The organism is Bradyrhizobium sp. 6(2017), from assembly GCF_011058295.2.
Taxonomy (GTDB): domain Bacteria; phylum Pseudomonadota; class Alphaproteobacteria; order Rhizobiales; family Xanthobacteraceae; genus Bradyrhizobium; species Bradyrhizobium septentrionale.
Genome location: NZ_CP049289.2, coordinates 2,574,107 through 2,599,270, shown reverse-complemented (window position 1 = coordinate 2,599,270; position 25,164 = coordinate 2,574,107). Strand labels below are relative to the sequence as shown.

The following is a 25,164-nucleotide window of genomic DNA, read 5'->3' as shown; positions in this document are numbered from 1 at the left end:
ATTCCGCTCCCAACCGGGAACCGTTTCTTAAGTTCGTCAATCAACGGTTGCATAGGCCTATTGGATTCGAGTGACAAGACATGGCGGCCTGCGGCGAATTGTCCGGTTCCAGATGCCGGATGCGCGCGCTGCCTGATTAAGCATGGCTTAACCATTGATCGCGCGGTGCGAGACTATGCGGCGCGCGATCGGACGATCGACCGCGGCAACGACGCCAACAGCAGCACGAGGCAGACGCAGAGCAGCACAATGTCCTTGAACAGGAACTCGCCGGCCAGGTTCCAGGCCATCGGGTCGGTCGACAGGCTCCATTTGACCACCCCGGGCGTCGTGAAGAAGAACGACCACGTGATGGCGAAGGTGATGACGCCCATCAGCGAACCGATCGCGGACAGGAGCGGGTTGAACGCACCGGCGGCAAGCAGCACGGCGATGCCGAATTCGGCCACGCCAAGCACATAGGCCTCGCCCCGGAGGCCAAACACCGATAGCCACGAAATGAACGGGCTGTTGCTGATGAACTGCACGATGCCCTGGGCGGATTGCAGCGTGAACTTCTGCATGCCGAACGACACGAAGATCACAACCATGACCCAGCGCAGGATCGCGAGCGGACGATAAGACCCCTCGCCTTGCTCGGCGATGTTGAACGACAAATTCATGCGGATGTTTCTTCCCTCGGTGCGATGCCATCATCGGCCGCTGTTGCGGCGTTCGTGGCTGACTACGCAGCGCGGCGTGCGCGCGTTACGCTTGGGATAGGGTCGCGCCTTCACAATGATGTGCAGATGAGGTGATGAAGATCGTCGCCAGCCGCGACAAACTCAGGCGCGCTGCCGCAGCGGCCGCGCGTCTTTCGCCGGCACCGGCATGGTGAAACCGTACAGGAACAGATCCACCACCATGTCGGCGAATTCCCCAGGATCGATCCCGCCCTTCGGGTCGTACCAGGTGTGGCTGAAGTTCAGGATGCCGAACAGCATCATGCTGTAGATCTTCTTGGTCCGCTTGACGATCTTGCCTTCCTTGTCGAGCTTGACCAGAAGATCCGAGACCGTATCGACCAGCTGGCGCTCCAGCGCCTTGATCGCATCTTGCTCGGTCTCGCCGAGGAACGAGAGGTCGTTGAGGATCACGCGCTGCTCGTCGCTCGAGCGCGCGTTGAGCGCCACGATGGCCTGGATCGCGGCGCGGAACTGCTCCAGCGTCGCGGTCTTGTCGGCCATCGCGGCCTCGACATCGGCGATCATCTCGCGGATATGCGCATCGAGGATCGCGAACAGGATCGCTTCCTTCGAGTCGAAATAATGGTACAGCGCGCCGCGCGACAGCTTGCAGGCATCGGCAAGGTCCGCGATCGAGGCACGCATATAGCCCTGCCGCGCGAACAGGCCGCAGGCGGTGGTGAGGATGCGCTGCTGGATCTCGTCGTAATTTTCCGAGCGCGTCCGCGCCATTACAGTCTCTCTCGTGCACCATCGGCACCGCCGGAATCGGGCGGCCGCCGTCTCTCTATACTACCGCCGCCCCGCGCGCTCCTCCCCCTTGCGGGCGCCATCCACCAGAACTCTTCCATCGCTCGCGGCATCGGCGACCTGCGTCAAAAAATAATTTGAACGACCGGTCGGATTATATTATCGTGCCCGTCATCAAGCAAGCAGATTGCGCACGCCGGGACCAACCCGGCGGCATCGAGGGAGGTTGCGCGTGGATTCTCAGAAGGTCGATGCTGTCGTGATCGGTGCCGGTGCCGGCGGGCTGTGCGCCGCGGCGCGGCTCGCCCATGGCGGGCTGCATACGCTCGTCGTCGACGACAAAGACCGGCTCGGCGGACGGGCCTCGACCGAGGAGATCGACGGCTTCAAGGTCAATATCGGCGCGATCGCGATCGAGTTCGGCGGCGTGTTCGAGGAAACCTTCCACACCGTCGGCGCGCCGCTCGACATCCGCGCGCCGGAGCCCGCGAGTTCGTTCTTCATCGACGGCAAGGTGATCGACGTCGGCCGCGGCGGCTGGTCGCTACTGCTCGGTCAACTGACCAAACAGGCTTCGCGCATCCTGGAGAAATTCGCCGATGCCCGCTCCGGCAATCTGCCCGACGGACGGCAATCGACCGAGGACTGGCTGAAGGGCTACACCAGCAACGCCACGGTGCACGCGCTGTTCCGCAACCTCTGCGCGGCGATCTTCGCCTGCAACGCGGCCGAGCTGCCGGCCCGCGCCTTCCTGACCTATTTCACCAGCAAGGGCGCCTTCAAGAAGTTCGGCTTCTGCCCGCAAGGCACGATCGGCGTCTGGAACAGCCTCGGCACCGCCATCAGGCGCAATGGCGACATCTGGCTCGGCACGCCCGCGACGTCGATCCACACATCCAATGGCAAGGTCGATGGCGTCACTGTGCTCAGGAACGGCGAGAAGGTACGGATCGACACCGATCTCGTCATCAGCAACGCCGGCCCGAAGGCCACCGTCTCACTGGCCGGCAAGGAGGCGTTCCCAGCGGATTATATCGCCAAGGTGAAGAACGACCTTCGCCCGGCTGCCAACATCGTCATCAATGTCGCGAGCCGCGAGCCGCTGATCAACCATCCCGGCATCGTCACCTTCGGCAAGACGCGCCGGCTCTGCAACATGGCGAACCTTTCCGCGACCTGTCCGGAACTGGCGCCACCCGGCTGGCACCTCTATGTCGCCTATGCCGTGCCGGTGCCGGCGCTCGGCGATTTCGATTCCGATGCCGAGGTCGCGCTGGCGCTCGAGGATCTTCGCGAGCAGTTCGCGAATTTCGACCAGGCGAAAATCCTGTCGATCCGCGTGATGCGCGACGACTGGCCGGCGCAACGCAGCTGCGCCGGTTACGACCTGCCGCGCGAGACCGGCATCGAAGGCCTGTGGTGCGTCGGCGACGCGGTGAAGCAATATGGCAATGGCGGCACCCAGGCTTGCGCCGAGACCGCCAAGATCGTCACCGATGCGATCCTCGCCGCACGGCCGCATCTCGCGGCCGCCCGGGTCTGAGCAAGATGCCGACGACCATCCCGCATCCGACGCCGCAAGCAGCGCCGCTCACTGCGCCGGCGCGGGACGGCCTGCTCGAATTCCGCAACATCCGCATCGTCTACGACAACGCGATCGAGGCGATCCGCGACGTCTCGATCGCGGTGCCCGAGGGCAACATCGTCGCCCTGCTCGGCTCCAACGGCGCCGGCAAGTCGACGCTGCTGAAGGCGATGTCCGGCATCCTCTACACCGAGGAAGGCGTGATCGAGAACGGCAGCATCCGCTTCCGGGGCGACGAGGTGCATCATCTTGCGCCGGACGAGCTGGTCCGCCGCGGCATCGTGCAGGTGCCGGAGGGCCGCCGCGTGTTCGCGGCGCTGACCATCGACGAGAACCTGCAGATGGGCGGCTATACCAGGACCGGCGCCGAGGCACGCGAGCGGCGCGACAAGGTGTTTGCGCTGTTCCCGCGGCTGCATGAGCGGCGCGACCAGATCGCGGGCTACATGTCCGGCGGCGAGCAGCAGATGCTCGCAATCGGCCGCGCCTTGATGACCGATCCCGTGCTGCTGGCGCTCGACGAGCCGTCGCTCGGCCTCGCGCCCTTGATCATCGACCGCATCTATGAGGTGATCGTTCGGCTGCGCGACGAGCTGAAGATGACGGTGTTGCTGGTCGAGCAGAACGCGCAGCGGGCGCTCGATATTGCCGACTACGGCTACATCCTGGAGACCGGCCGCGTCGTGCTCGACGGTACGGCAAAAAAGCTCAGCGCCAACGAGGACGTCCAGGAGTTCTACCTCGGCGTCTCCTCCGCCGGCCGCAAGAGCCTGCGCGACGTCAAGCACTACAAGCGCCGCAAGCGGTGGCTGTCGTGACCGTGCTGCTTGCGATCGAGAACCTGTCAAAACGCTTCGGTGGCCTGCAGGCGGTCACCGATGTCAGCCTTCAAGTCAGCTCGGGCGAGATTTGCAGCGTGATCGGCCCGAACGGCGCCGGCAAGACCACGCTGTTCAACATGATCTCGGGCGTGCTGCGGCCGAGCGACGGCCGTATCACCTTCGACGGCATTGACCTTGCGACCATTTCTCCCTGGAAATTCGCGGCCGTCGGCATCGGCCGCACCTTCCAGAATCTGGCGCTGTTCAAGCACGGCACTGTGGTCGAGAACATCCTGACCGGCCGCCACACCCATCTGCGCTCGACCGTGCTCGATGCCGTGGTGTTCTTCGGCCGCACCCGCAAGGAGGAGATCGCGGCGCGGCAGCGGGTCGAGCACATCATCGAATTCCTCGAGATCGAGCATATCAGGGACGCGGTGGTCGGCACGCTGTCCTACGGCCAGCAGAAGCGCGTCGAGCTTGCCCGCGCGCTCGCCTGCGAGCCGAAACTGCTGCTGCTCGACGAGATGGTCTCCGGCATGAACCAGGAGGAGACCGAGGACATCGCGCGCTTCGTGCTCGACATCCGCGACGAGCTCGGCATCACCGTCGTGATGATCGAGCATGAGATGCGCATCGTGATGGACATCTCCGACCGTGTCCATGTGCTGAATTTCGGCCGCAAGATCGCCGAAGGCACGCCCGACGAGGTCAGGCGCGATCCCGCCGTCGCGGAGGCCTATCTTGGCGGCCAGCGTACTGAGGCGATGAAGGTGGGCGCGTGATGTCGACGATGGACAGCCTCCGCACCGCTCACCCGCCGCTGCAGGCGAGCACGCCGCGCAACCCGCCGGCAACGAACGCCGATACGTTCCAGGCCGTGCTTGAGAATGCTTCCATCACCATCCCGCAATTGCTGCGGCAGCGCGCCGCCATGCATGGCGAGGCGCTGGCGCTGCGCGAGAAGGACTACGGCATCTGGAATCCCTATTCCTGGCGGCACTATTACGAGACCGCGCGCGCGGTCGCACTCGGCCTGCTCTCGCTCGGCATCAAGCCCGGCGACCGCGTTGCCATCGCCGGAGAAAACACACCGGAATGGTTTTACGCCGATCTCGGCATCCAGATGATCGGCGCCGTCGCGGTCGGCATCTATCCGACCAATCCCTGGGTCGAACTGCAATACATCGTCAAGCATTCGGGCGCCCGGATCGTCGTCACCGGCGATCAGGAACAGACCGACAAGGTGCTCGGCGCGATGGCCAACAATGGCGGCCTGCCGGATCTCGAGGCCATTGTCTGCATCGACATGAAGGGCCTGCGGCATTACCGGCAATCGGAACTGATGTCGTTCGCTGCACTCTGCGAGCGCGGCAAAGCCTACGCCGAGGTAAACCCGGAGGCAGACGCCACGCTCGATCGTTTGATCAGCCAAAGCGCGCCCGACGATGTCTGCATCCTCGTCTACACCTCGGGCACGACCGGCCCGCCCAAGGGCGCGATGCTGACCCACCGCAATCTGGTCTACGCCGCCTATGCCTATGCCAAAGCCGTCGGCATCGCCGACAAGCCGTTCGAGGCGGTGAGCTACCTGCCGCTGTGCCACGTCGCCGAGCGCTGCTACGGCACGGTGACGCATCTGGTGCTCGGCGGCACCGTCTCGTTCGCCGAATCGATCGACACGGTCGCGATCAACATCCGCGAAATCGCGCCGACCTTCTTCGTCGGCGTGCCCCGCATCTACGAGAAACTGCAGCAGGGCTTCCTGTTCCGGCTCGGCGAGAGCGGCCGGCTGCGGCAGGGCTTTACCAAGGCCTGCCTCGCCTGGGGTCGCACGCTGTCGGATCGCCGGCAGGCCGGGAAGGACAACTGGCTCGATCGCGCCGCCTACGGCCTGCTCTATCTCCTGATGTTCCGCAATCTACAGCGCCATCTCGGCTTCGCGACCAGTCGTCATCGGCTCTGCGCCGGCGCCTCGATCTCGCCGGAGACGCTGCGCTTCTTCGACATCATCGGCCGGCCGGTGTCACAGGGCTATGGCCTGACCGAAAGCGGCGGCGTCGCCTTCATCCAGACCGCAAGCCATCACCGGATCGGCGGCTGCGGCGTGCCGCTGCCGCAGACCGAATGGAAACTCGACAGCGACGGCGAGATCCTGTTGCGCAACCCCGGCGTCTTCAAGGGCTACTTCCTCGACGAGAAGGCCTCGACGGCTTCGCTGGAGACGGGCGGCTGGCTACGCACCGGTGACATCATTGACGTCCTCGACAATGGCGAGATCGCCGTGGTCGACCGCAAGAAGGCGATCATCATCACCGCCGGCGGCAAGAACATCACGCCGTCCGAGATCGAGAACGCGCTGAAGGATTCCGAATTCATCAAGGAAGCGATCGTGGTCGGCGAAGCCAAGAAGTATCTCGGCGCCATCGTCCAGGTCGACTACGACAATGTCGGCCGCTGGGCCCGCGACCGGGCGCTGGCCTACACCAACTACAAGTCGCTGTCGCAGCTTCCGGAGGTCAACGAACTGGTCGAGCGTATCGTTGGCGAGACCAACAAGCGCTTCGCCCGGGTCGAGAACATCAGGCGCTTCGCCATCCTCGAGAAAGAACTCGACCACGACGACGGCGAATTGACCGCCACGCAGAAGGTGCGCCGCGCCATGATCGAAAAGAAGTTCGCGCGGGAGCTCGCCATCATCTACCGGGCGGAGGGCTGAATGCAGTATCTCATCCAGCTCCTGATCTCGGGGCTCGCGATCGGTGCGATCTACGGCCTGATCGCGATGGGCTTTGCGGTGATCTACAAGTCGACCGGGCTGGTCAATTTCGCGCAGGGCGAGATGACCATGATCACAGCCTATATCGCCTGGACCATCTCGACCACGGTCAGCGGCAATGTGTTCGTCGTCGCATTGGGAGCAATCTTCGCCGCGATCCTGCTCGGCCTCATCATCGAGCGCTTCGTGATGCGGCCGATGCTGGGCGAGCCGGTATTCGCGACCGTGATGGTGACGATCGGGCTCGCGGTGATCCTGCGCTCGGCAATCAACTTCATCTGGGACGCCTATCCGCACGGGCTCGATATCGGCATGGGCCGCGGCATCGTGCATCTCGGCGGCATCGGCGTGCGCACCGGCCAGCTTGCCGTCATCGCGACGCTACTTTTGCTGCTGGCCGCGATCTGGGCGTTCTTCCGCTACAGCAAGGTCGGCGTCGCGATGCGTGCGGTCGCGGCCGACGACCGCACCGCGCTGTTGATGGGCATCAGCGCGACCCGCGTGCATGCGCTGGCCTGGGCCGCGTCCTCAGTGATCGCCGGGATCGGCGGCGTGTTCTTCGCGCTGTCCTATGACCTCTCGCCGGCGATGTTCCAGCTCGGGCTGAAGGCGTTTCCGGCCACCATCCTCGGCGGCCTCGACGCCGTGCTCGGCTCCGGCCTCGGCGGCCTGCTGATCGGGATCACCGAAAACCTCGCCGGCGGTTATGTCGGCTCCGGCATGAAGGAGGTCGCGGGCTTTGCCATGATCATCGTTGTACTGATGGTCCGCCCGTTCGGCATCTTCGGCGAACGGGACATCGAGAGGGTGTGATGCGCACCGGCGACTACAAGCAGAGCTATGGCGAACTGGTCGCGCTGATCGATTCCCCGCCGGTCTGGCTGTGGTCGGCGGTGCTGCTGCTAGCGTTGATCGCGGCCCCTCATCTGCTGAACTCCTACGCGCTGTCGTTCCTGATGATCATCCTGATCACAGTGACCGGCGCGCTCGGCCTCAACATCCTGACCGGCTATACCGGCCTGATCTCGCTCGGCCATGTCGGGTTCCTGGTCACCGGCGCCTATGCCTATGCGGTGCTGGTCTCGAGGTACCACATGCCGCCGCTGGTCGGCTTCCTCGGGGCTGGCGTGGTGCCGGCGCTGGCCAGCCTGATCGTCGGCGCGCCGTCGCTGCGGCTCAAGGGGCTCTATCTCGCGATCACCACGCTCGCCTTCTCCTTCATCATCAACACCGTGATCCTGGAGATGCGCTGGCTCACCAACGGCGCCCGCGGCATCCAGGTGCAGCGGCCGGAAATCTTCGGCATCAGCTTCGACAGCGATGCGGCCTTTACCTATCTCTGCCTCGGCATCGCCGTTCTGACTCTGCTCGCGACCCTCAACATCCGCCGCAGCCGGGTCGGCCGCGCCTTCGTCGCGATCCGCGACAACGACACCGCGGCCCGCGTCATGGGCATCAATCTGCATGCCTACAAGCTGTTCGCCTTCGTCACCTCGGCCTTCATCACCGGCATCGCCGGCGCGCTCTACGGCATTTATCTCTCCTTCGTCAGCGTCGAGGGCTTTCCGTTCCTGCTCTCGATCGAGGCGCTGGCGATCCTGATCGTCGGCGGGCTCGGCTCCGCGCTCGGCGCGGTGCTCGGCACCATCCTGATCGTGCTGCTGCCGGAGGCGACAAGGCTCGTCTTTAGCCTGTTCAGCGCACAGTTGGACGCGAGCTTCACGACCGGCGCGCAGGAGCTGAAGAGCATGCTCTACGGCCTCGTCATCATCCTGTTCCTGCGCTTCCAGCCCCGCGGGCTGGTCGGCGCCTGGCACGACATCAGGCGGACCTGGGTGCACTGGCCGCTGCGCTACTAATCAAAAAAAGACGCAACACCTGAGGAGGAGACAATGATCAAACATCTGGCGGCGGCTGCGCTGCTGCTTTCCACGGCGTGTCTTGCCATCGGCCCGGCCCGCGCCGCGGACCCCGGCATCACCGACACCGAGATCCTGATCGGCGACGTCGAGCCCTTGACCGGCCCGCCGGCGCTGCTCGGTGTCGCCGCCTCGATCGGCCACAAGATCGCGATCGCCGAGGCCAACGCCGCCGGCGGCATCAACGGCCGCAAGATCAAATATGTGCTGGAGGACGACGGCTACGTCACCGCGCGCACCATCCAGGGCGTCAAGAAGGTGATCGATGTCGACAAGGTGTTCGCGATGATCGGCATCTCAGGCTCGGGCCAGTCGATCGCGGTGATGCCGGTGCTGGAGAAATCCGGCATCCCGACCGTGATCGACGTCGCGCCGGTGAAATTCTTATGGGAGCCGCCGCGCAAGAACGTGTTCGTGGTCGGCCAGTCCTACGAGGAAGGCATCGTCCACCTCGTCAACTTCCTCGCCGACAAGAATGCCGGCAAGAAATGGGGCCTGATCACCCAGGACGACGATTACGGCATCACCGTGCGCGACGGCTTCGATTCCGTGGTCAAGGCCAAGAAGCTGAACGTAGTCTACAGCGGCAATTACAAGAAGGGTCAGCAGGACTTCTCGTCCGACATGCTGCAGCTGAAGGATTCCGGTGCCGAGGTGTTTCTGGCCGGCGGCATCATCGCCGAGAACATCGCGATGATGAAGGAGCTGGAGAAGCTCAGCATCAAGCCGGTGACCGGCATCTTCTGGCCCGGCCGCATCGAACCGGTGCTGAAGCTGATGGGCCCGGCGGGCGACGGCATCTACGCGGTCGACTATGTCGAGCCGTTCGCGGGCACCGCCGGCAAGGCGTTCCTGGAGAAGGCCAAGCCGCTGGTGTCGGAAGCCGAGTTCAAGGGCATCAACCGTTACACCATGACCGGCTATGCCGCCGCGAAAGTCCTGATCGCCGCGATCGAGCGCTGCGGCAAGCAGCTGACCTGGGCCTGCACCATCTCCGAGCTGGAGAAGACCAAGAATGTCGAGACCGGCGTGATGGCGCCGATCAGCTTTGGCCCCGGCATCCGCTTCTCCAACCAGAAGCTGCAGATCATGCAGGCCGACGCGGCGACGCTCAGCTTCAAGCCGGTGGACTAGGCCGCGATGAAGGTCCTGATCGTCTTTGCCCATCAGGAAGCGCAGTCCTTCAACGCCGCGCTGCTGGCGCGGTCAGTCTCCGAACTGACCGCGCTCGGGCACACGGTCAGGATCTCCGATCTTTACGCCATGCGGTTCAACCCGGTGGCAACCGCCGACGATTTTGGTGAACGGCGGTTTCCCGACCGGCTGCAATATGACCGCGAGCAGAAATACAACCTGCAACAGGAGTCACTCAGCGGCGACATCACGGCCGAGATCGAGAAGCTGCTGTGGTGCGACCTCCTGATCCTGCAGTTTCCGCTCTGGTGGTTCTCCGTCCCCGCCATCATGAAGGGCTGGATCGACCGCGTGTTCGTCAACGGCGCGATCTATGGCGCGGGCCGCCGCTACGACACCGGCGGCCTGGCCGGCCGCCGCGCCATGGTCGTGACCTCGACCGCCGCCTATCCCGGCATGTGCGCGCCCGACGGACTGGTCGGCGCACTCGATGTGGTGCTATGGCCGATCCAGAACGGCACCCTGGCCTATGCCGGCTGCAAGGTGCTGCCGCCCTTTGTGTCGTATTCGGTGAACTTCGTCGACGAGGCGACGCGGCACCGCTATCTCGATGACTACGCCGCGCGGCTGCGGCAGCTCGAGGCCACCGAGCCGCTGTTCTTCCATCCGCTGCAGGACTTTGGCCCGAATTGGCGCCTCAAGCCGGGCGTGATGGCGAAGGCGGTCGGTCAGGGCAAGCCTGCCAGCTAAGCGCGTATCCCGATTCTGCGACGCGCAAAAGCGCTGCGACCTCCTCTTTCCACCCAACAGCAGCATATTGCAGCCATCAAGAGAGGGCCCGCTGGCTGACGGTGCGTCACATATGTGCTTTCGAGACGGGTGTTACGGGAATATTATAGGAAAGTATTAGGCGTCGGGAGCGTTGACCTGAGCTCAGGCAGGAAGCAAGTCGACGCGAGGTGCTTGACGTCCGCTTGGATAACCCGCACACCCAGACGGACCAACGAACGCCCTCAATGCCCGCGATTTTGATTTTGCATTGCAAATCGGTCAGATAGTCATGGCCTCACGCTCGGGCACCCGGATCGCTCGAAAAGCCCGCTCCAAAGCCGAGGTGGATTTTGCCACCTGGCTTATGATGGCCAAGCTCGGCAGTTTCGATGACTTGCCGCCAAATGCGCAGGGGTTCTTGCTCAGCTATCGAGCCAGGCTCGAGCGGATGAGCGAGGCCGAGTCGAAAGTAGTGGCACTTCAAGAAGTCTACGCCAGTTATTATGGCGAGATGGGGGGCTGTGGCGCGGCGCCAGAACTGGATGCCCCCGCCAAATCCGGGGATAACGACACCGTGCAGTCCCAGAGACCGCGTAGGCCTCCGGCGGCTCGGCTGGCCGCCGGCGCTTCCGAAAGGCCAGCCGCCCGGATATCCGTACCGGCCCTGCTGATTTTCGCAGCCATGGTGGCCCTGATCGCCGCCTACACGTTTCTGGCGACTTGAGAAATCTAACATCAGCTTCGCAAAGAGATGATCCAATGGAGCTCAACAGCGCAGATCTTTCGACAATCCTGAACCGCCTGCTCGATACGGCCGCGGACAATCTCAGGGTCGCAAAGATCTTGGTTCAACTGGGTCTCGATCCCAACAACATCACCTATGATGCGCTATTCAATCGGCTGCTCGAAATTGTGCTGGCCAACATAACGCTTGCCAATATGTTTGCACTGGTCGGCGCCATCTTCTTTGTCGCTACCTTGCTGATGCAGACGATGGTGCCGCTGCGCATCGCGAATATGGCAGGCTGTTCATTCTTCGCGACCTTCGGCGCGCTCTCCGGAAACGTCGGCACTTTTCTCCTGTATCTGCTGATGGTGCCGATCAATGCCGTTCGCCTCCGTCAAATGCTCAGGCTCGTCAAGAAGGCACGTGACGCGGCGCAGGGTGACATGTCGATGGAATGGCTCAAACCGTTCATGACCGAACGCAAATACCGGCGAGGCGACAGATTATTCAAGAAGGGGGATGCGGCGACCGAAATGTTCCTCACCGTCACGGGGAGGTTTCTGGTCAAGGAGATCAACGTCGAGCTGCCGCCGGGACGTCTCATGGGAGAACTTGGCTTCCTTACGCCCAATAACCGACGGACCGGGACGGTCGAATGCATAGACGACGGACAAGTTCTCACCATCACCTATGACAGGCTGCTGGAACTTTACTTTCAAAATCCGCAATTCGGCTATTATTTCCTCATCCTGACCAGCCGGCGACTGCTGGAAAATATCGAGCGGCTCGAAAAAGCCGTAGTACAACAAAATGCCGGACCGCAGGTAGCGGCTGCCAGCGATGTGCCTTGAGACTCGTGCTATCCACGCTTCGCAAGGAGAGCGCGTCACACGGCCGTGCGCGCATTTGAGGTACGCTTGCGCGCGCCCTTCACATCCGCTTCGCGACCTCTTCCAGCATCACCTCGGTGGCGCCGCCGCCGATGGTCAGCACGCGGGCGTCGCGCACCATCCGCTCGATCGGGGTGCCGCGCATGAAGCCTGAGCCGCCGTGCAGTTGCAGGCAGCCATGCACGACCTCGTGCAGCACCTCCGGCGACAGCGCCTTGACCATCGACACTTCGCGCAGACACTCCTGTCCGGCCGCGGCGAGCTCGGCGGCCTGATAGGCCAGCGCCCGCGCCGCCGCTGCCTTGGCGGCGAGCTGGGCGAGCTTCAATCGCACCCCCTGCTGATTCCAGAGCGGACCGCCGAATGCCTGCCGCGTCTTCACATAGTTCGCCGTCAGCTCGATCGCCTTGGCAGACTCGCCGGCGCAGATGCCGCCAATGCAGATGCGCTCGTTCTGGAAGGTCTCCATGATGCCATAGAAGCCCTTGTTCTCATCGCCGAGCAGGTTCTCCGCCGGCACGCGCACGTCCTGGAACGCGATCTCGGCGGTGTCCGAGCAGAGCCAGCCGTGCTTGTCGAGCTTGGTCGCCGTAATGCCCGGCGTGTTGCGCTCGACGATGAACAGTGAGATGCCGCGGCTGCCCTTGGCATGCGGGTCGGTCCGCGCGGCGACGATCAGGATGTCGCCATAGACCGCGTTGGTGATGAACATCTTGGCGCCGTTGATCACCCAACTATCGCCATCGCGCCGCGCCCGCGTCTTCAGGCCTGCGACGTCGGAGCCCGCATCCGGTTCGGTCACCGCGATCGAGCAGACGGTCTCGCCGCGGATGATCGCCGGCAAATATTTCTGCTTCTGCTCCGGCGTGCCGCGCAAACTGATGTGCACCGCCGACATGTCGGTGTGCACCAGGATCGAGGAGGTGAAGCCGCCAAAGCTCGAGCGGCCCAGCTCCTCGGCGAACACCATCGAGGCAAGCGGCCCCATGTCGGTGCCGCCATATTCGGCGGCGTGGCGCATGCCGAGAAAGCCGAGCGCGCCCATCCGGCGATAGATCTCGCGCGGGATCTTGCCGTCGCGCTCCCACGCCTCGGCATGCGGCACCACTTCCTTCTCGACAAACCGACGCACCTGCTCGCGCAGCATGCGCAGCTCCTCGGGCAGATTGGGCTGCTCGGCGAAATGGAACTCGGCTTCGGTGAGCTGGCGCGGGTCCGAGGTCATGACGTTCATTGTGGCGCCCTCTGATGGCCGATGTGAAGATGCTTGCGCAGAAAATTCGCGAGGGATGCGATCGCCTCTCCCGCCTGCGGAATCTCCGGGAACATCTGGAAGACGTGGATCAAGCCGTCCCAGACCTGCAGCTCGACGTCGACGCCGGCGGCCTTCGCTTTTGCGGCCAGTTCCGTTGCATCATCACGCACGGTCTCGCGGTCGCCGACTTGCACGAGCAGCGGCGGCAGGCCGGCGAGATCGGCGTAAAGCGGCGAGGCCAGCGGATCACGGGGATCACCGTGCTTGCCGAGATAGTTCTTGGCCAGCGCCAGGATCATCGCGCGCTGGTGGATCGGGTCGGCCTCGGCCCTGCTCTGATAGCTCGTGCCGGCAGCAGTGAGATCGGTCCAGGGCGACATCAGCGCGCCGGCGACGGGGAGCGGCAAACCTCGGTCGCGTGCCGCCAGCATCACGGAGAGCACGAGATTGCCGCCGGCGGAGTCCCCGGCGAAGGCAATCTCCGCCGGACGCAACCCCTGATCGCGCAGATATTGATAGGCCATCAGCGCATCATCTAGCGCGGCGGGAAAGTGATGCTCGGGCGCAAGACGATAGTTGATGGTAAGCACACGGCAGCCGGATGCATCGGCGATCCGCGCGGCGAGATCGCGATGCGAGGCGACCGAGCCGATCCGGAAGCCGCCGCCGTGAAAATAGAGCACCGCCTTGTCGCGCGGCGCATCCGGCGGCACGATCCATTCGCCATCGACACCGTCGGCGGAGACCTGCCGGCAAGTCACCGGCACCGAGCAGCCGGCGAAGGCCGCGTCCCAATCGCTGCGCATCTGCGCCACTGACGTCTCGCGGGTCCAGTTGCGATAGATCGCACGCAGGCGCTCGATCGCGCGATCAACCGGCGTGACTGCGATATCGTCGCCCGCGCTGCTCATCTCAGCCGCCGATGCCCATGCCGCCGGAAACGCCGAGCGTCTCGCCGGTGATATAGGCGGCCTGGTCGGAAGCCAGGAACAGCGCGGCGGCGGCGACCTCCTCCGGCTCGCCGAGCCGGCCGAGCAGCGTCGCGCCTGTCATCGCCTGCAAAATCCTGTCGCCGCCTTTTGCGACGGCCTGCTCCAGCATCGGCGTGCGGATCGGCCCCGGCGCGATCGCGTTCGCCGTGATGCGAAAGCGCGCATTCTCCCGCGCGATGCTCCGGGTGAAAGAAATCACGCCGCCCTTGGCCGCCGAATAGACCGCGCCGCCCTTCGAGCCGAGCCGCGCCGCCTCCGAGGTGACGTTGATGATACGGCCGAACCGGGCCGCCTGCATCGCCGGCAACGCGGCGTGGGTGCATGCCAGCACCGAGGTGAGATTGACCGCAATCAGCCGCGCCCAATCCTCTGCCGTGGTATCCGTGAAGAAGGCGTGCTGATCGACGCCAGCGTTGTTGACGACAATGTCGAACGGACCGTCCTGAGCCATCACGGCCTGCACCGCCGTGGCATCGCTGACGTCAAGTCCTGCAACGTCAGCGCCGGTCTCACGCGCGAGCTCCGAGGCCGCAGCGACGTCGAGATCGGCGATCACGACCTTGGCGCCGGCCCCGGCAAAGCTGCGGACAATCGCAGCGCCAATGCCACGCGCGCCGCCGGAGACGAAGGCGCGGCGGCCATCGAGACGTCCGAATGACAGGGTGCCGGCCACCTCAGCGCCCCGTGAAGACAGGCTTGCGCCGTTCGATCACGGCGGCGAGCCCTTCGCGGGCATCGGCCATCCCGGAAAGCTCGGCAACCGTGCGCGCCTCTTCCGACAGGCACTGCTCGACGCTGGTGCCGGTGCCGGCCCAGACCAGCCGCTTGGTCGCCGCCAGCGCCTTCGGCGCGCCGGCCGCGAGCTCGCGTGCCAGCGCAAGCGATGCGTCGGCAAGCTCGGCATCGGGCACGACCTTGGTGACGATGCCCATCTGCAGCGCTTCCGCCGCCGAGATGACAGGATTGGTCAACAGGATCGACATCGCCCGCCGCAAGCCGACCAGCCGCGACAGCGTCACGGAGACGCCAGCATCCGGCGCCATCGCCACCCGCGTGGCGCCCGCCAGGAATTTCGCCGATTCCGCCGCGACCACGATGTCGGAAGCGCAGACCAGGCCAAAGCCGCCACCACCCGCGGCAAAGCCCTGCACCGAGGCGATGACGGGCGCCTCCAGCCGCAGCAATCCGGTCACTGCGTTCTGCAGGTATGCCGTGGCCTGCCGGATATAGTCCGGCAGCTTCTCGCCCTTGGAGGCAAAGGCGCGGACATCGCCGCCGGCGCAGAAATTCGTCCCCTCGCCGCTCAGCAGCACCACGCGAAGATCCGGATGGCCGTGGCAGACCATGATGGCGTCGCACAGCGCGCTCAACAGCTCGGCGCTCATGCCGTTGGCCGCATCAGGACGGTTGAGCCGCAATCGCGCGATGCCGTCGGTGATGTCGAGCAGAACGGGGCCGTTGTCGATCATGGCGAGACCTTCCCCTAAAGCGTGATCCGGAAAAGTGTGAAGCGGTTTTCCGGACAGATCATGCGCAGAAGCAATGATCTAAAGCGCGATGAAGTCATCGCGCTTTAGACCAGGAACGAGAGCGTGTAGATCGCCTTGTCGTTGTTGACGAGGATGACCTTCTTGGCGGCCATCCGCAATTCGCCATCGACATGGCGCAGCCTATATTCATTGCGCGCCGCCCATAGTGTGTCGTCGCGCAGGCTCGATTCGAAAATGAGACTGTTGCTGGCGACGGCGATGTCACCGTCGTCCGGCTGTTCGTCCATCAATTCGATGTTGGAAGTAAGCCGGCGCAGGTTCGACTGCGGCGTCTGGGTGAAATGCTTGCCGGTCATCAGCTGGCGGACCCGCAGCGCGATCCGCGAGCGGTTGTCGTAGATGATCGACATCTGCCGCTCGGGATCGATGTCGGCGCCGTTGGCCGGCACCCAATAGACGCCGTCGTCGGTCCAGAGCTTTTCCCAGGCCTCGTATTGATGCTCGTCCTGCAGCCGCGCCTCGCGATAGAGGAAGGCGGTGATGGCGCTCATCAACGTGGCGCTGCTCTCGCGCGACAGCATCAGGCAGGCTCCATCAGCTTGCGATAGTGGGTCCAGATGCCGCGCGACGGCACCTCGTCGGTGACGTGGCCGACCGTGAAGCCGAGCTCGTCCTGCCGCTGGCGCTTCTCGCCGCGGCCGAGGAAGATCCATTCGGGGTTGCGCGCCAGCACGCCGCGGTGACAGCGCTCGTACATCTCAGAGTCATCCGCGAGCAGGAACCCGGCCGGGCCGACCGAGCCCATGGTCTGCTGGCGCAGCCTTCGGTTCAGATCGGGCGCGCCCTTGAATTGCAGCGCGGTGACATGCTGCACGCTGTCGTCGACGCCGAGCGGCTGGATCACGAACATCTGGATCTCCGCGATGAACAGGTTCGGGAAGATCATCACATGCGGCGTGCCGTCGATCATGATCTCGCGCGCCGCGGTGTCGCCGTAGGCGGCCTTCATGCGCGCGGTGTAGTCGGGCAACCGCTCCTCGCTGGTGCCGAACCAGCTCATCGGCGCGTCACGCTTGCGGAACTCGGGTCGCAGGTCGATCTCGGTGTGGCCATTGCCATAGTCGCGCGTCAGCGCGGTCGAGGCGCCGCCATAGAGCTTGCCGATCATGCTGTCGGCGACGCCGAAGATCGAGGTGTGCACGAAGGCCGGGTGATAGCCGTCGCACTCGTTCTCCAGGATGAACTTCCAGTTCGCCTTGACGCGATGCTTGAGGAAGCCCGCCGTGATTTCGACCTCGCCCTCGGGCGAGGTGCGCACCAGGCGATCGATGGTCTCGGCGGCGCCGCCGAGATGTTCCTTCAAAGTCGGCCCATCGGCCGCGAACGAGCCGAACACAAAGCCGCGATAGGATTCGACACGCGTCACCCGCCCGAGCGCGAGCTGCGACTTGTCCTGCCCCTCGTAACCATCCGGGAAGGCATAGCCGACCAGGCGGCCGTCATTGGCGAAGGTCCAGGAATGGAACGGACAGGTAAACGAGCGCGCATTGCCGCGCTCAAAGGAACAAACCTGGTTGCCGCGATGCGAGCAGCGATTCAGCAGCAGATTGACCTTGCCCTGCTCGTCGCGCGTCATGATCACGGATTGCGGGCCGATCGACTTGACGACGTAGTCGTTGGCATCAGGAACCTCGCTCTCGTGGCCGACATAGACCCAGGTCCGGTACCAGATGCTCTTGAGCTCGGCCTCGAAGATCTCGGGATCGGTGTAGAGCGATCCATGGACCCGGTCGGGCCGGATCAGCCGTTCCCACGGCGGGACGCCGGTCATCATGTTCATCGCTCCGTCTCCCTCGCCGGCCGCTTGCCGCGGATACCTTCACCGGCCGCCAATAATAATCCGAACGACCGTTCGGTCAATGAATAACACGGTCGCCACGGGCCGGCAAGCTTCTTTCCGAACGCTACGTATCCGGGGCAGTGCGCCAAGATGCAATTCCCGGTCGTCGGCGGCCTGACCGCGTCAGCCCTGCGCCGCGCCACCTTCGCGTTCGCCGCCGGCGATCTGCTGCAGCATCGACTTCGGCGTCGTCGCGAGCTCGATCTTGAGCTGGTCGCAGATCGCCCGCCGCAGCAAGCGTTCGATTCCTGTCGCGATGTCGCGGTCCGCCGCACGCGCGTCCTCACCGCTGGCCCAGAGCAGAAGCTGCCCGAGCCGCCGGTCGCCATCGTCGCGCAACGCCTCGATCGCGGCAGGGTCGGACATCTCGCCCTGGATGCGGGGCGTCGCCGGAATCTCCGGATGCGTCATGCCATCGGCCAATCGCGCGACCGCCGCGAAAGTATCGTCCTGTAGCCGCACCTGCCCGAGCAGCGGCCCGGCCTTCCAGTCGGCCGCGAGCTTGATGCCGTTCAGGGCATAGATCGCGGAGAACACCTGCCCGCGGACAAAATCGTCGTTGCTGTTCGGCACCACATGGCTTTGCAGGGCGTCGATGATGCCGTCGATCAGCCGCTCGAAAGATGCGCTCATGCCGCGGCCTCCAGCGCCCGCTCGAAGGCGCGCACGATCGAGGGCATCTGGCTTGCCATCACCGCAAGCCGCATGTCGTTGAAGCGATCGACCTCGAAGGCGCGCACCGCACACATCTGGATCGTTGCCGCCTGATACAGCGCATAGGCCTCGTAGAATGCCAGGCTCTTCTCCGAAACCGGAATGCCGGAGGCGCGCTGATAGAGATCGATCACCTCGGCGCGCTCGAGCACACCATAGAGCTTCCGGCTCCTGGCGTTGAAGGTCGGCATCATCGCCCAGGCCAGATCCTCATGGGGATCGCCGAGATGGGTCAGCTCCCAATCGAGAATGGCGGTGATCCGTCCATTATCCTCGATGAAATTCCCGATCCGGTAGTCGCCATGCACGATGGTGCGGCGCGGCGGCTGCGGACAGTTTTCTTGCAGCCAGCGTCCGCCCCAATCGAGCAGCGGATAATAGCGCGCCGTCGGACGCGCGAGCGAGGCACGCCAGCCGGCGATCGCACGCAATTCCGCGCGTTCCTCGCCTTGCTGCAGCGATGCGAATGGCGTTGTGCTTGCGTCGATCCGGTGCAGCGAGGCGAGGATTTCGACGAACTGCCGGGCGATCGTGCGCTTGTGGTCCGGATCGAGTTCGCTTGCCGCCCAGGGCGCGGGAACGTCTCCCTCGACATGCGTGCAGATGAAGAATGGAAAGCCGATCTCGGCGCCATCCTGCTCGAATGAGACCAGCGCCGGAACCGGAACGCCGGTGCCGGCCAGCGACTGCAGCGCAGTGACCTGCGGCAGCACCGAGTAAGGTGCGAACAACCCGTTCGGCGGACCGACGCGCAGGATCAGCTTGCGGTCTCCTTCAGCAGAGGAACGGGCCACGAAAGCGTAGGTGATCCAGGAGAAGCCCGACGATTTGCGCCCGAAGCTCGTGATCTCCGTCTGCTGTCCGGATATCCGCGACAGATGCTGCGCAAGCGCCGACCGCACCGCGTCGTCATTCACCACGACCGGGCGAACATGCTCCGGTCCGGCACCCGGCACATCGTCGGAACGTTTTGCAGCCTCCTGCATCAATTCACCGACCTCGTATAACCCTGCCACTTCTCCTCGCGCAGCGCCGACTTCATGATCTTGCCGGAGCCGGTCAATGGCAATGGCTCGAGACGGATGTCGACCGAGCGCGGGCATTTGTAGCCCGCGATCAGGGTGCGGCAATGCGCGATCACGGTCTCCGGATCGAGCCGCGCGCCGTCCTTCGGCACCACGATGGCGTGCACCGCCTCGCCCCATTGCGGATCGGGCACCGCGATCACGGCGCATTCCCTGACATGCTCATGCTGGAAGATGGCGTTCTCCACCTCACCGGAATAGACGTTCTCGCCGCCGGAGACGATCATGTCCTTCAGGCGGTCGACGATATAGACAAAACCGTCCTCGTCCATCCAGGCGCCGTCGCCGGTGTGCAGCCAGCCGTTGCGCAGCACGCGCGCGCTTTCCTCGGGCTTGCGCCAGTAGCCGAGCATCACGCCGGCGCCGCGGATCGCGATCTCGCCGACCGTGCCGCGCGGCACCTCGTTGCCCGCGGCATCGACGATGCGGATTTCAACACCCGGTGCCGCCCGGCCGGCGGATTTGCGCTTTGCCGCCAGCGGGCCTTCCAGGGCATGATATTCCCATGGCAGGATCGTCGCCAGCGCCGCGCTCTCGGTCATGCCGTAGCCCTGGTGAAAGCGCCAGCTCGGCAGCACGCGCATCAGCTTGACCAGCAGCGCATCGGGCATCGGCGAGGCGCCATACTCGCAATCCCTAACGCTGCTCAGATCATAGCTGCCGAACGACGGATGATTGAGCATCATGTTGAGCATGGTCGGCACGAACAGGCAGTAGTCCACCTTGTGCTCGGCGATGGTCTTCATCGCCAGCTCGGGCTCGAACTTGGGGATCGTCACATGGGTGCCGCCGACCAAGGTCAGCGCGATCATCGGCGAGGTCCCGGCGAGATGGAACATGCCGGCCGAGTGCAGATATCTGGTGTCTTCGCGGAAGCGGAGGGCATAGATCCAGACCAGCGATTCATAGATGATGTTGGCGTGCGACAGCATCACGCCCTTGGGAAAACCCGTGGTGCCGCCGGTGTAGAAGATCCCTGCGAGATCGTTGTAGGCGCCGGAGGCATCCTCGATCGGCGCGTGCGCGACGAGCTCGTCATAGCTTTGCATGCCGTCGGGCACCTGCCCCTCGTCGAGATAGACCATCGCGGTGAGTGATTTTGCACCTCGCAGCCCAGACGCGATTTCGGCGAAGGCCTTGTCGACCAGCAGCAGTTTCGGCGTGGAATCGTCGATCGCATAGGCATTCTCGGCGACCGCCCAGCGCGTGTTGAGTGGCACCGCGACCGCGCCGGCCCAGGCGATGGCATAGAGCGCCTCGATATAGAGATCGCTGTTGTGCGCGAGGATCGCGACGCGGTCGCCGGCCTCGATGCCGAGCCGCCGCAGTCCGCCCGCGGCACAGGCGACGCGCCGGCCGATCTCCTTCCAGCTCCGCGACCGTCCGGCATGGATGGTGCCCGGCGCATCCTTGCGCAACTGCACCGCCGAGATCAGCGCCTGCGTCAGCTTCATGTTTCCTCCACACCGTCATGCGGCCGCGCACGCGCGGATGTTTCCGTCGCACGTGAAGCCGATATGCCGCCCGGAGATTTAAGTTGATAATCCGGACAGACGGTCTATTATTACACAGCCAGCGCGAGGGGTAAAGCCTTTGAAGGCTTCCATCGCCGGATCAACCAGCCCCGCAAAAGAGGGCGTCATGGGAGGGGAAGATGCGAAAGCCAGTGGTCACGCTTGCGGTGTGGGCGTTCGCGCTCACCGGTGCGCTCGGAACGGCTGAAGCCCAGAAGGCCTATGGTCCGGGGGTCAGCGACACCGAGATCATGCTCGGCGCCAATGCGCCCTACAGCGGCCCGGCGTCGATCTATGCGAGCTTCCCGAAAACCATGCTCGCCTATTTCGCAATGCTGAACGAGAAGGGCGGCATCAACGGCCGCCATATCAACTTCGTGACGCGCGACGACGCCTATAGCCCGCCCAAGACCGTCGAGGTGACGCGCGCGCTGGTCGAGAACGACAAGGTGCTCGCGATCATGGCGCCGTTCGGCACGCCGACCAACGCCGCGATCCAGAAATACCTCAACAGCAACGGCGTCCCGCATCTGCTGGTGCAGAGCGGCGGCACCCGCTGGAACGATCCGAAGCAGTTTCCGTGGACGACACCCTACTCGCCGACCTACGTCAACGAATCCCGGATCATCGCGCGCTATGTGCTGCGCGAGAAGCCGGACGCAAAAATCGGCGTGCTCTTGCAGGCCGACGACATCGGCAAGGACTTTGTGCTTGGCCTCAAGGAAGGGCTCGGCGCCAAAGCTGACACCATGATCGTCAAGGAAGCGATGTATCAGTCGACCGAGCCGACGATCGACTCCCAGATCGTCAATCTGAAGGCCTCCGGCGCCGATACCATCTTGATCGCCGCGCAGAACAAGTTCGCCTCGATGGCGATCCGCAAGATCCACGAGCTCGGCTGGAAGCCGCTGATCTTTCTCGGCTCGACCGCGAATTCGATCGCCGGCGTGCTGGTGCCGGCAGGGATCGAGGCCTCGACCGGCATCCTGACCACGACCTCCTACAAGACGCCGAACGATCCGGCCTGGGCCAGCGACAAGGGCATGGTCGACTATCTCGCCTTCGCCGCGAAATACATGCCGGGCATGGACCCGAACGACGTGATCGCGGTGACCGGCTACACCACGGCGCAACTCGGCGCGATCATCCTGCAGCGCTGCGGCGACAATCTCACGCGGGAGAATGTGTTGAAGCAGGCCACCAATCTGAGCGGCATCGAGCTGCCGATGCTGCTGCCGGGCATCACCATCCAGACCACGCCGCAGGATTACGCGGCAATCACCGAACGCCGCTTTGCCCGCTTCGACGGCAAGACCTGGGTGCTGTTCGGCGACATCGTGGGCGCGGGCGCGGCCAAGGACTGACCCCGCGCCGCGCATCCGACTGACCGAACCGGCTCAAACACCAAGGACAAGAACAATGCTGACAGCCCAGGACGATCTCATCGGCCACCAGACGCCCGAGCCGTTTGCCAAGGCAGGCGGCGGTGATGCCAGGTTCACCGAGCGCTACTGGTACACCGCGCATCCGATCGACGGCTCCGAGCTGCTGATCGATATCGGGCTCGGCTACTACCCGAACCGCAACGTGATGGACGGCTTTGCCGGCATCACCGTCGGCCGCCGCCAGCACAATTTCCGCGCCTCGCGCCGGCTCGGGACGCGCCCGCTGGAGACGGAGGTCGGCGGGCTGAAAATCGAGATCGTCGAGGGCATGGGCCTGCACCGGGTCTCACTCGCCGACAATCCGTCCGGGATCAGCTTCACGCTCGAATTCAAGGCGAGCTTTCCGGCGGCGCAGGAGAAGCAGAATTTTCGGGAGCGCAACGGCGTCGTCGAGGAGGATCTCGCACGCGTCTCGCAGTTCGGCCGCTGGCGCGGCTGGATCGTGGTCGATGGCAAGCGCATCAACATCGAACCCGAGCTGTGGTGGGGACAGCGCGACCGCTCCTGGGGGCTGCGCTCCGAGATGCGCACCGACGAGACCAGGCCGCCGGTGGCGACCCACCGCAACTTCTTCTGGACCTGGTCGATGTTCCAGTTCGAGCAGTCCGCGCTGTCGATCTTCATCAAGGAGCGCACACCAGGCAAGCCGCATTACCTCTCGGGCACCGAGTTCCGCCGCGAGGCCGACGGATCGGTGTCGCATCGCGAGGTCACCTCGGTCGAGCACAGGATCGAGTGGGCTGACGATCCGCTCGGCCAGACCATCGCGGTATCCGATTTCAACTTCGCCTTCGATCGCGGCGAGCCGCGCCGCGTCAGGATGCACGGACTGCCGACGCGATTTTATCTCAAGGCCGGCATGTATGGCGGCCTGCAGGGCTGGAGCCATGGCGACGACCGCGGCGAGAACCATGCCGCGCACGACGTCTGGAATCTCGACGATGCCGCAACCCGCGCCGTCGCGCGCACGCTGTCGGACCATGTCGTCCGGCTCGAAAGCGGCAACGAGATCGGATTTGGCATCAGCGAATACGGCGTGGCGGCCGGCTATCCGCTCTATCCGGGACCGCAGAAATTCCCGGCCATGTGATGGACGGGCAAGATGGACGGACAAGGCATCCGCGTCGCGGAGGATCACGAAGCCGCGTGCGATCCGTGGGACGACAAGGCGGCCGAGGCGCTGGTCTCGCTCGAGACTGTCGCGCCGCTGCGCTATCGCAGCCGGTTCGGCGACGGCAATCTCAACGGCCGTTCCTATGGCGGCCAGATCCTCGGCCAGGCGATGATGGCCGCGACCCTCAGCGCGCCCGAAGACCGTCCGGCCGCGATGCTGCAGCTGTTGTTCCTCCGCGGCGCCGATCCTGGCAGGCGCATCACCTTTGATGCCGAAGTGCTGCAGGACGGCAAGCGATTCTCCTCGCGCCATATCGTCGGCACCCAGGGCGACGGACGCACCGTGCTGAGCGCGCAGGCCACGTTCTGCGCGCCGCAGCCGGGTCCGCGGCACGCGGCGCCGTTCGCGCCATCGGAGGATCCGGAAAACCTGCCCGATCTGACCATGATCCCCGACGCGCTGATGGCGCAGCTGCGGCCGCTCGGTCCCTACTCCCCGCACGTCAAGCCCAGCATGGATTTCCGGATCCCCGAGATCGAACGGCAGCTCTCGGCCGCGACCGCAGGACCACGCCTGCGCTTCTGGATCAAATGCAGGCAGCGACTCACGGCAGGTTCCCGCGCCCAGGCCGCGGTGTTCGCCTATCTCTCGGACTGGTGGCTCAACTTCTCCAGCGTCGGCGGCCATCTCCGCGATTTGCAGTCACGCGCGCCGCTCTATCTGTCGAGCCTCAACCATTGCATCTGGTTTCATCGGGCATTTTCACCCGACGCCTGGATGCATGTCGAAACCGAGAGCCCCTGCGCCGATGGTGGCCGTGGATTGTCGATCGCCCGCGTCCACGACCGCGATGGATCGATGCTCGCGACCTCGATCCAGGAAACTTTGATGGTGCATCCGGATGGCGATGCGTAGGTCACGCCGGGACAGTTGAGCGCGCGCCGCGATCGCGGCGGGGTTGCAGCCACCGCGTGTCATCGGTTCCATCGTCTGTTGAATCTCGGCAACACACGCAAACAAAATTCGCGGTCGCGCAGATTGCGCGTCTTGAATCACGACTGTGCCGCATCTCTGTCAAATCCTGCTTGCAGGTGGCGCAACAAAAACACTATCGGGGAAAACTGACATGCAGCAGGCACCGTCGGGCGCATGGAGCGCGGAATCGTCTGGATATGTCCTCTACTTCCAGCTTGCGAGCAACGGCGCGAGACGCGCGTGCAGCCTGACAATCCAGGCGGAAAGCGCCAACGAGGCCGCGCGGATCTTTCGCGAGAACTGGAGCGCAATCGAATCGATGGCGCGCGACGGCGTGAGCACGGGAGTGGTCGGCTCGGCGCCCGTCAGCCTCGCGATGTCGTGAGACTTCGCGCGAGGCGCGGCTGGCGAAACGGTTGAGGCTGAAGCGACGGCGGGTCGGAGCCTCCTGTCATAATCGCGTAGCGCTTGACGCAATGACGCAACAATCGATCCATGAGGTGCAAGGCTCGCGCAGACACGCGAGCCTTGCCATTTCTTAGAACGATTCAAATCCAATCCAGTTAGAGAGATTCAAGT

At 64.3% G+C, this 25,164-nt stretch carries 25 protein-coding genes; 14 read left to right on the top strand and 11 right to left on the bottom strand.

Annotated elements, in window-relative coordinates; genetic code table 11:
* Positions 1-173 precede the first annotated feature (173 nt).
* Both G6P99_RS12360 and G6P99_RS12355 read right to left on the bottom strand, forming a co-directional pair.
* Positions 174-662 carry a DUF417 family protein gene (locus tag G6P99_RS12360; protein WP_029081465.1) on the bottom strand — a complete coding sequence of 163 codons (489 nt, stop codon included), beginning with the start codon at positions 660-662 and terminating at the stop codon, positions 174-176.
* Positions 663-824: 162 nt separating this feature from the next.
* The gene (locus G6P99_RS12355; protein ID WP_029081466.1) at positions 825-1,457 is read right to left on the bottom strand and encodes a TetR/AcrR family transcriptional regulator; all 633 of its coding nucleotides are present in this window, start codon (positions 1,455-1,457) and stop codon (positions 825-827) included.
* A 250-nt stretch (positions 1,458-1,707) separates the two neighbouring features.
* Between G6P99_RS12355 and G6P99_RS12350 the strand changes: the two genes are divergently transcribed.
* The 10 genes from G6P99_RS12350 (at position 1,708) to G6P99_RS12305 (ending at position 12,062) form a co-directional block, all read left to right on the top strand.
* Entirely contained in the window at positions 1,708-3,018 is a 1,311-nt protein-coding gene (locus tag G6P99_RS12350; protein ID WP_245284698.1) for a phytoene desaturase family protein, read from the top strand.
* A gap of 5 nt (positions 3,019-3,023) precedes the next feature.
* On the top strand, positions 3,024-3,878 hold the full coding sequence (locus G6P99_RS12345; protein ID WP_029081468.1) for an ABC transporter ATP-binding protein: 855 nt from the start codon (positions 3,024-3,026) through the stop codon (positions 3,876-3,878).
* Positions 3,875-4,666, top strand: coding sequence for an ABC transporter ATP-binding protein (locus tag G6P99_RS12340; RefSeq protein WP_029081469.1), 792 nt, complete (start codon positions 3,875-3,877; stop codon positions 4,664-4,666). The genes G6P99_RS12345 and G6P99_RS12340 overlap by 4 nt, the downstream gene beginning before the upstream one ends.
* Positions 4,666-6,600, top strand: a complete 1,935-nt coding sequence (locus G6P99_RS12335) for an AMP-dependent synthetase/ligase (RefSeq protein ID WP_165128283.1) — start codon at positions 4,666-4,668, stop codon at positions 6,598-6,600. The genes G6P99_RS12340 and G6P99_RS12335 overlap by 1 nt, the downstream gene beginning before the upstream one ends.
* Complete coding sequence (locus G6P99_RS12330) at positions 6,601-7,473, top strand: branched-chain amino acid ABC transporter permease (protein WP_029081471.1); 873 nt, start codon at positions 6,601-6,603, stop codon at positions 7,471-7,473.
* Positions 7,473-8,519, top strand: a complete 1,047-nt coding sequence (locus G6P99_RS12325; protein WP_029081472.1) for a branched-chain amino acid ABC transporter permease — start codon at positions 7,473-7,475, stop codon at positions 8,517-8,519. Before G6P99_RS12330 ends, G6P99_RS12325 begins: the two co-directional genes overlap by 1 nt.
* A 33-nt stretch (positions 8,520-8,552) precedes the next feature.
* The gene (locus G6P99_RS12320) at positions 8,553-9,713 is read left to right on the top strand and encodes an ABC transporter substrate-binding protein (RefSeq protein ID WP_029081473.1); all 1,161 of its coding nucleotides are present in this window, start codon (positions 8,553-8,555) and stop codon (positions 9,711-9,713) included.
* 6 nt (positions 9,714-9,719) lie between these two features.
* The gene (locus G6P99_RS12315; RefSeq protein ID WP_029081474.1) at positions 9,720-10,463 is read left to right on the top strand and encodes an NAD(P)H-dependent oxidoreductase; all 744 of its coding nucleotides are present in this window, start codon (positions 9,720-9,722) and stop codon (positions 10,461-10,463) included.
* Positions 10,464-10,773: 310 nt separating this feature from the next.
* Positions 10,774-11,208 carry a hypothetical protein gene (locus G6P99_RS12310; RefSeq protein WP_029081475.1) on the top strand — a complete coding sequence of 145 codons (435 nt, stop codon included), beginning with the start codon at positions 10,774-10,776 and terminating at the stop codon, positions 11,206-11,208.
* Positions 11,209-11,243: 35 nt separating this feature from the next.
* Complete coding sequence (locus G6P99_RS12305; RefSeq protein ID WP_165128281.1) at positions 11,244-12,062, top strand: Crp/Fnr family transcriptional regulator; 819 nt, start codon at positions 11,244-11,246, stop codon at positions 12,060-12,062.
* Positions 12,063-12,141: 79 nt separating this feature from the next.
* On the opposite strand, the gene G6P99_RS12300 is transcribed toward G6P99_RS12305, so the two are convergent.
* The 9 genes from G6P99_RS12300 to G6P99_RS12260 all read right to left on the bottom strand — a co-directional run bounded on the left by G6P99_RS12300 (position 12,142) and on the right by G6P99_RS12260 (position 20,991).
* Positions 12,142-13,335 (bottom strand): acyl-CoA dehydrogenase family protein, encoded by a 1,194-nt coding sequence (locus tag G6P99_RS12300; RefSeq protein ID WP_084518480.1) that lies wholly within the window; start codon positions 13,333-13,335, stop codon positions 12,142-12,144.
* Positions 13,332-14,267, bottom strand: coding sequence for an alpha/beta hydrolase (locus G6P99_RS12295; RefSeq protein ID WP_029081477.1), 936 nt, complete (start codon positions 14,265-14,267; stop codon positions 13,332-13,334). The genes G6P99_RS12300 and G6P99_RS12295 overlap by 4 nt, the downstream gene beginning before the upstream one ends.
* Before the next feature lies 1 nt (position 14,268).
* The gene (locus G6P99_RS12290; RefSeq protein ID WP_051346309.1) at positions 14,269-15,021 is read right to left on the bottom strand and encodes an SDR family NAD(P)-dependent oxidoreductase; all 753 of its coding nucleotides are present in this window, start codon (positions 15,019-15,021) and stop codon (positions 14,269-14,271) included.
* A gap of 1 nt (position 15,022) precedes the next feature.
* Entirely contained in the window at positions 15,023-15,817 is a 795-nt protein-coding gene (locus G6P99_RS12285; protein WP_029081479.1) for an enoyl-CoA hydratase/isomerase family protein, read from the bottom strand.
* A 104-nt stretch (positions 15,818-15,921) separates the two neighbouring features.
* Positions 15,922-16,419, bottom strand: coding sequence for an aromatic-ring-hydroxylating dioxygenase subunit beta (locus G6P99_RS12280; RefSeq protein ID WP_035976930.1), 498 nt, complete (start codon positions 16,417-16,419; stop codon positions 15,922-15,924).
* Positions 16,419-17,678 (bottom strand): aromatic ring-hydroxylating oxygenase subunit alpha, encoded by a 1,260-nt coding sequence (locus G6P99_RS12275; protein ID WP_029081481.1) that lies wholly within the window; start codon positions 17,676-17,678, stop codon positions 16,419-16,421. Before G6P99_RS12275 ends, G6P99_RS12280 begins: the two co-directional genes overlap by 1 nt.
* A gap of 183 nt (positions 17,679-17,861) precedes the next feature.
* A complete protein-coding gene (locus G6P99_RS12270) occupies positions 17,862-18,371 on the bottom strand; it encodes a hypothetical protein (RefSeq protein WP_029081482.1) in 510 nt (169 codons plus the stop codon).
* Positions 18,368-19,468 (bottom strand): phosphotransferase family protein, encoded by a 1,101-nt coding sequence (locus G6P99_RS12265; protein ID WP_165128279.1) that lies wholly within the window; start codon positions 19,466-19,468, stop codon positions 18,368-18,370. Before G6P99_RS12265 ends, G6P99_RS12270 begins: the two co-directional genes overlap by 4 nt.
* Positions 19,438-20,991 carry an acyl-CoA synthetase gene (locus G6P99_RS12260; RefSeq protein ID WP_165128277.1) on the bottom strand — a complete coding sequence of 518 codons (1,554 nt, stop codon included), beginning with the start codon at positions 20,989-20,991 and terminating at the stop codon, positions 19,438-19,440. The genes G6P99_RS12265 and G6P99_RS12260 overlap by 31 nt, the downstream gene beginning before the upstream one ends.
* A gap of 200 nt (positions 20,992-21,191) precedes the next feature.
* Here G6P99_RS12260 and G6P99_RS12255 point away from each other — a divergent pair, with 200 nt between their 5' ends.
* The 4 genes from G6P99_RS12255 (at position 21,192) to G6P99_RS12240 (ending at position 24,970) form a co-directional block, all read left to right on the top strand.
* On the top strand, positions 21,192-22,415 hold the full coding sequence (locus G6P99_RS12255; protein WP_029081485.1) for an ABC transporter substrate-binding protein: 1,224 nt from the start codon (positions 21,192-21,194) through the stop codon (positions 22,413-22,415).
* A gap of 55 nt (positions 22,416-22,470) precedes the next feature.
* Complete coding sequence (locus G6P99_RS12250; RefSeq protein ID WP_051346311.1) at positions 22,471-23,586, top strand: hypothetical protein; 1,116 nt, start codon at positions 22,471-22,473, stop codon at positions 23,584-23,586.
* A 12-nt stretch (positions 23,587-23,598) separates the two neighbouring features.
* Entirely contained in the window at positions 23,599-24,525 is a 927-nt protein-coding gene (locus G6P99_RS12245; protein WP_051346313.1) for an acyl-CoA thioesterase, read from the top strand.
* Between the two features lie 211 nt (positions 24,526-24,736).
* Entirely contained in the window at positions 24,737-24,970 is a 234-nt protein-coding gene (locus G6P99_RS12240; RefSeq protein ID WP_029081486.1) for a hypothetical protein, read from the top strand.
* Positions 24,971-25,164 lie beyond the last annotated feature (194 nt).

Coding starts and splice junctions, on each gene's coding strand:
- G6P99_RS12300 (WP_084518480.1), bottom strand. CDS start 13,335: ATGAACGTCATGACCTCGGACCCGCGCCAGCTCACCGAAGCCGAGTTC.
- G6P99_RS12295 (WP_029081477.1), bottom strand. CDS start 14,267: ATGAGCAGCGCGGGCGACGATATCGCAGTCACGCCGGTTGATCGCGCG.
- G6P99_RS12280 (WP_035976930.1), bottom strand. CDS start 16,419: ATGCTGTCGCGCGAGAGCAGCGCCACGTTGATGAGCGCCATCACCGCC.
- G6P99_RS12360 (WP_029081465.1), bottom strand. CDS start 662: ATGAATTTGTCGTTCAACATCGCCGAGCAAGGCGAGGGGTCTTATCGT.
- G6P99_RS12305 (WP_165128281.1), top strand. CDS start 11,244: ATGGAGCTCAACAGCGCAGATCTTTCGACAATCCTGAACCGCCTGCTC.
- G6P99_RS12315 (WP_029081474.1), top strand. CDS start 9,720: ATGAAGGTCCTGATCGTCTTTGCCCATCAGGAAGCGCAGTCCTTCAAC.
- G6P99_RS12240 (WP_029081486.1), top strand. CDS start 24,737: ATGCAGCAGGCACCGTCGGGCGCATGGAGCGCGGAATCGTCTGGATAT.
- G6P99_RS12335 (WP_165128283.1), top strand. CDS start 4,666: ATGTCGACGATGGACAGCCTCCGCACCGCTCACCCGCCGCTGCAGGCG.
- G6P99_RS12325 (WP_029081472.1), top strand. CDS start 7,473: ATGCGCACCGGCGACTACAAGCAGAGCTATGGCGAACTGGTCGCGCTG.
- G6P99_RS12270 (WP_029081482.1), bottom strand. CDS start 18,371: ATGAGCGCATCTTTCGAGCGGCTGATCGACGGCATCATCGACGCCCTG.
- G6P99_RS12320 (WP_029081473.1), top strand. CDS start 8,553: ATGATCAAACATCTGGCGGCGGCTGCGCTGCTGCTTTCCACGGCGTGT.
- G6P99_RS12285 (WP_029081479.1), bottom strand. CDS start 15,817: ATGATCGACAACGGCCCCGTTCTGCTCGACATCACCGACGGCATCGCG.
- G6P99_RS12345 (WP_029081468.1), top strand. CDS start 3,024: ATGCCGACGACCATCCCGCATCCGACGCCGCAAGCAGCGCCGCTCACT.
- G6P99_RS12275 (WP_029081481.1), bottom strand. CDS start 17,678: ATGAACATGATGACCGGCGTCCCGCCGTGGGAACGGCTGATCCGGCCC.
- G6P99_RS12310 (WP_029081475.1), top strand. CDS start 10,774: ATGGCCTCACGCTCGGGCACCCGGATCGCTCGAAAAGCCCGCTCCAAA.
- G6P99_RS12255 (WP_029081485.1), top strand. CDS start 21,192: ATGCGAAAGCCAGTGGTCACGCTTGCGGTGTGGGCGTTCGCGCTCACC.
- G6P99_RS12355 (WP_029081466.1), bottom strand. CDS start 1,457: ATGGCGCGGACGCGCTCGGAAAATTACGACGAGATCCAGCAGCGCATC.
- G6P99_RS12330 (WP_029081471.1), top strand. CDS start 6,601: ATGCAGTATCTCATCCAGCTCCTGATCTCGGGGCTCGCGATCGGTGCG.
- G6P99_RS12245 (WP_051346313.1), top strand. CDS start 23,599: ATGGACGGACAAGGCATCCGCGTCGCGGAGGATCACGAAGCCGCGTGC.
- G6P99_RS12250 (WP_051346311.1), top strand. CDS start 22,471: ATGCTGACAGCCCAGGACGATCTCATCGGCCACCAGACGCCCGAGCCG.
- G6P99_RS12260 (WP_165128277.1), bottom strand. CDS start 20,991: ATGAAGCTGACGCAGGCGCTGATCTCGGCGGTGCAGTTGCGCAAGGAT.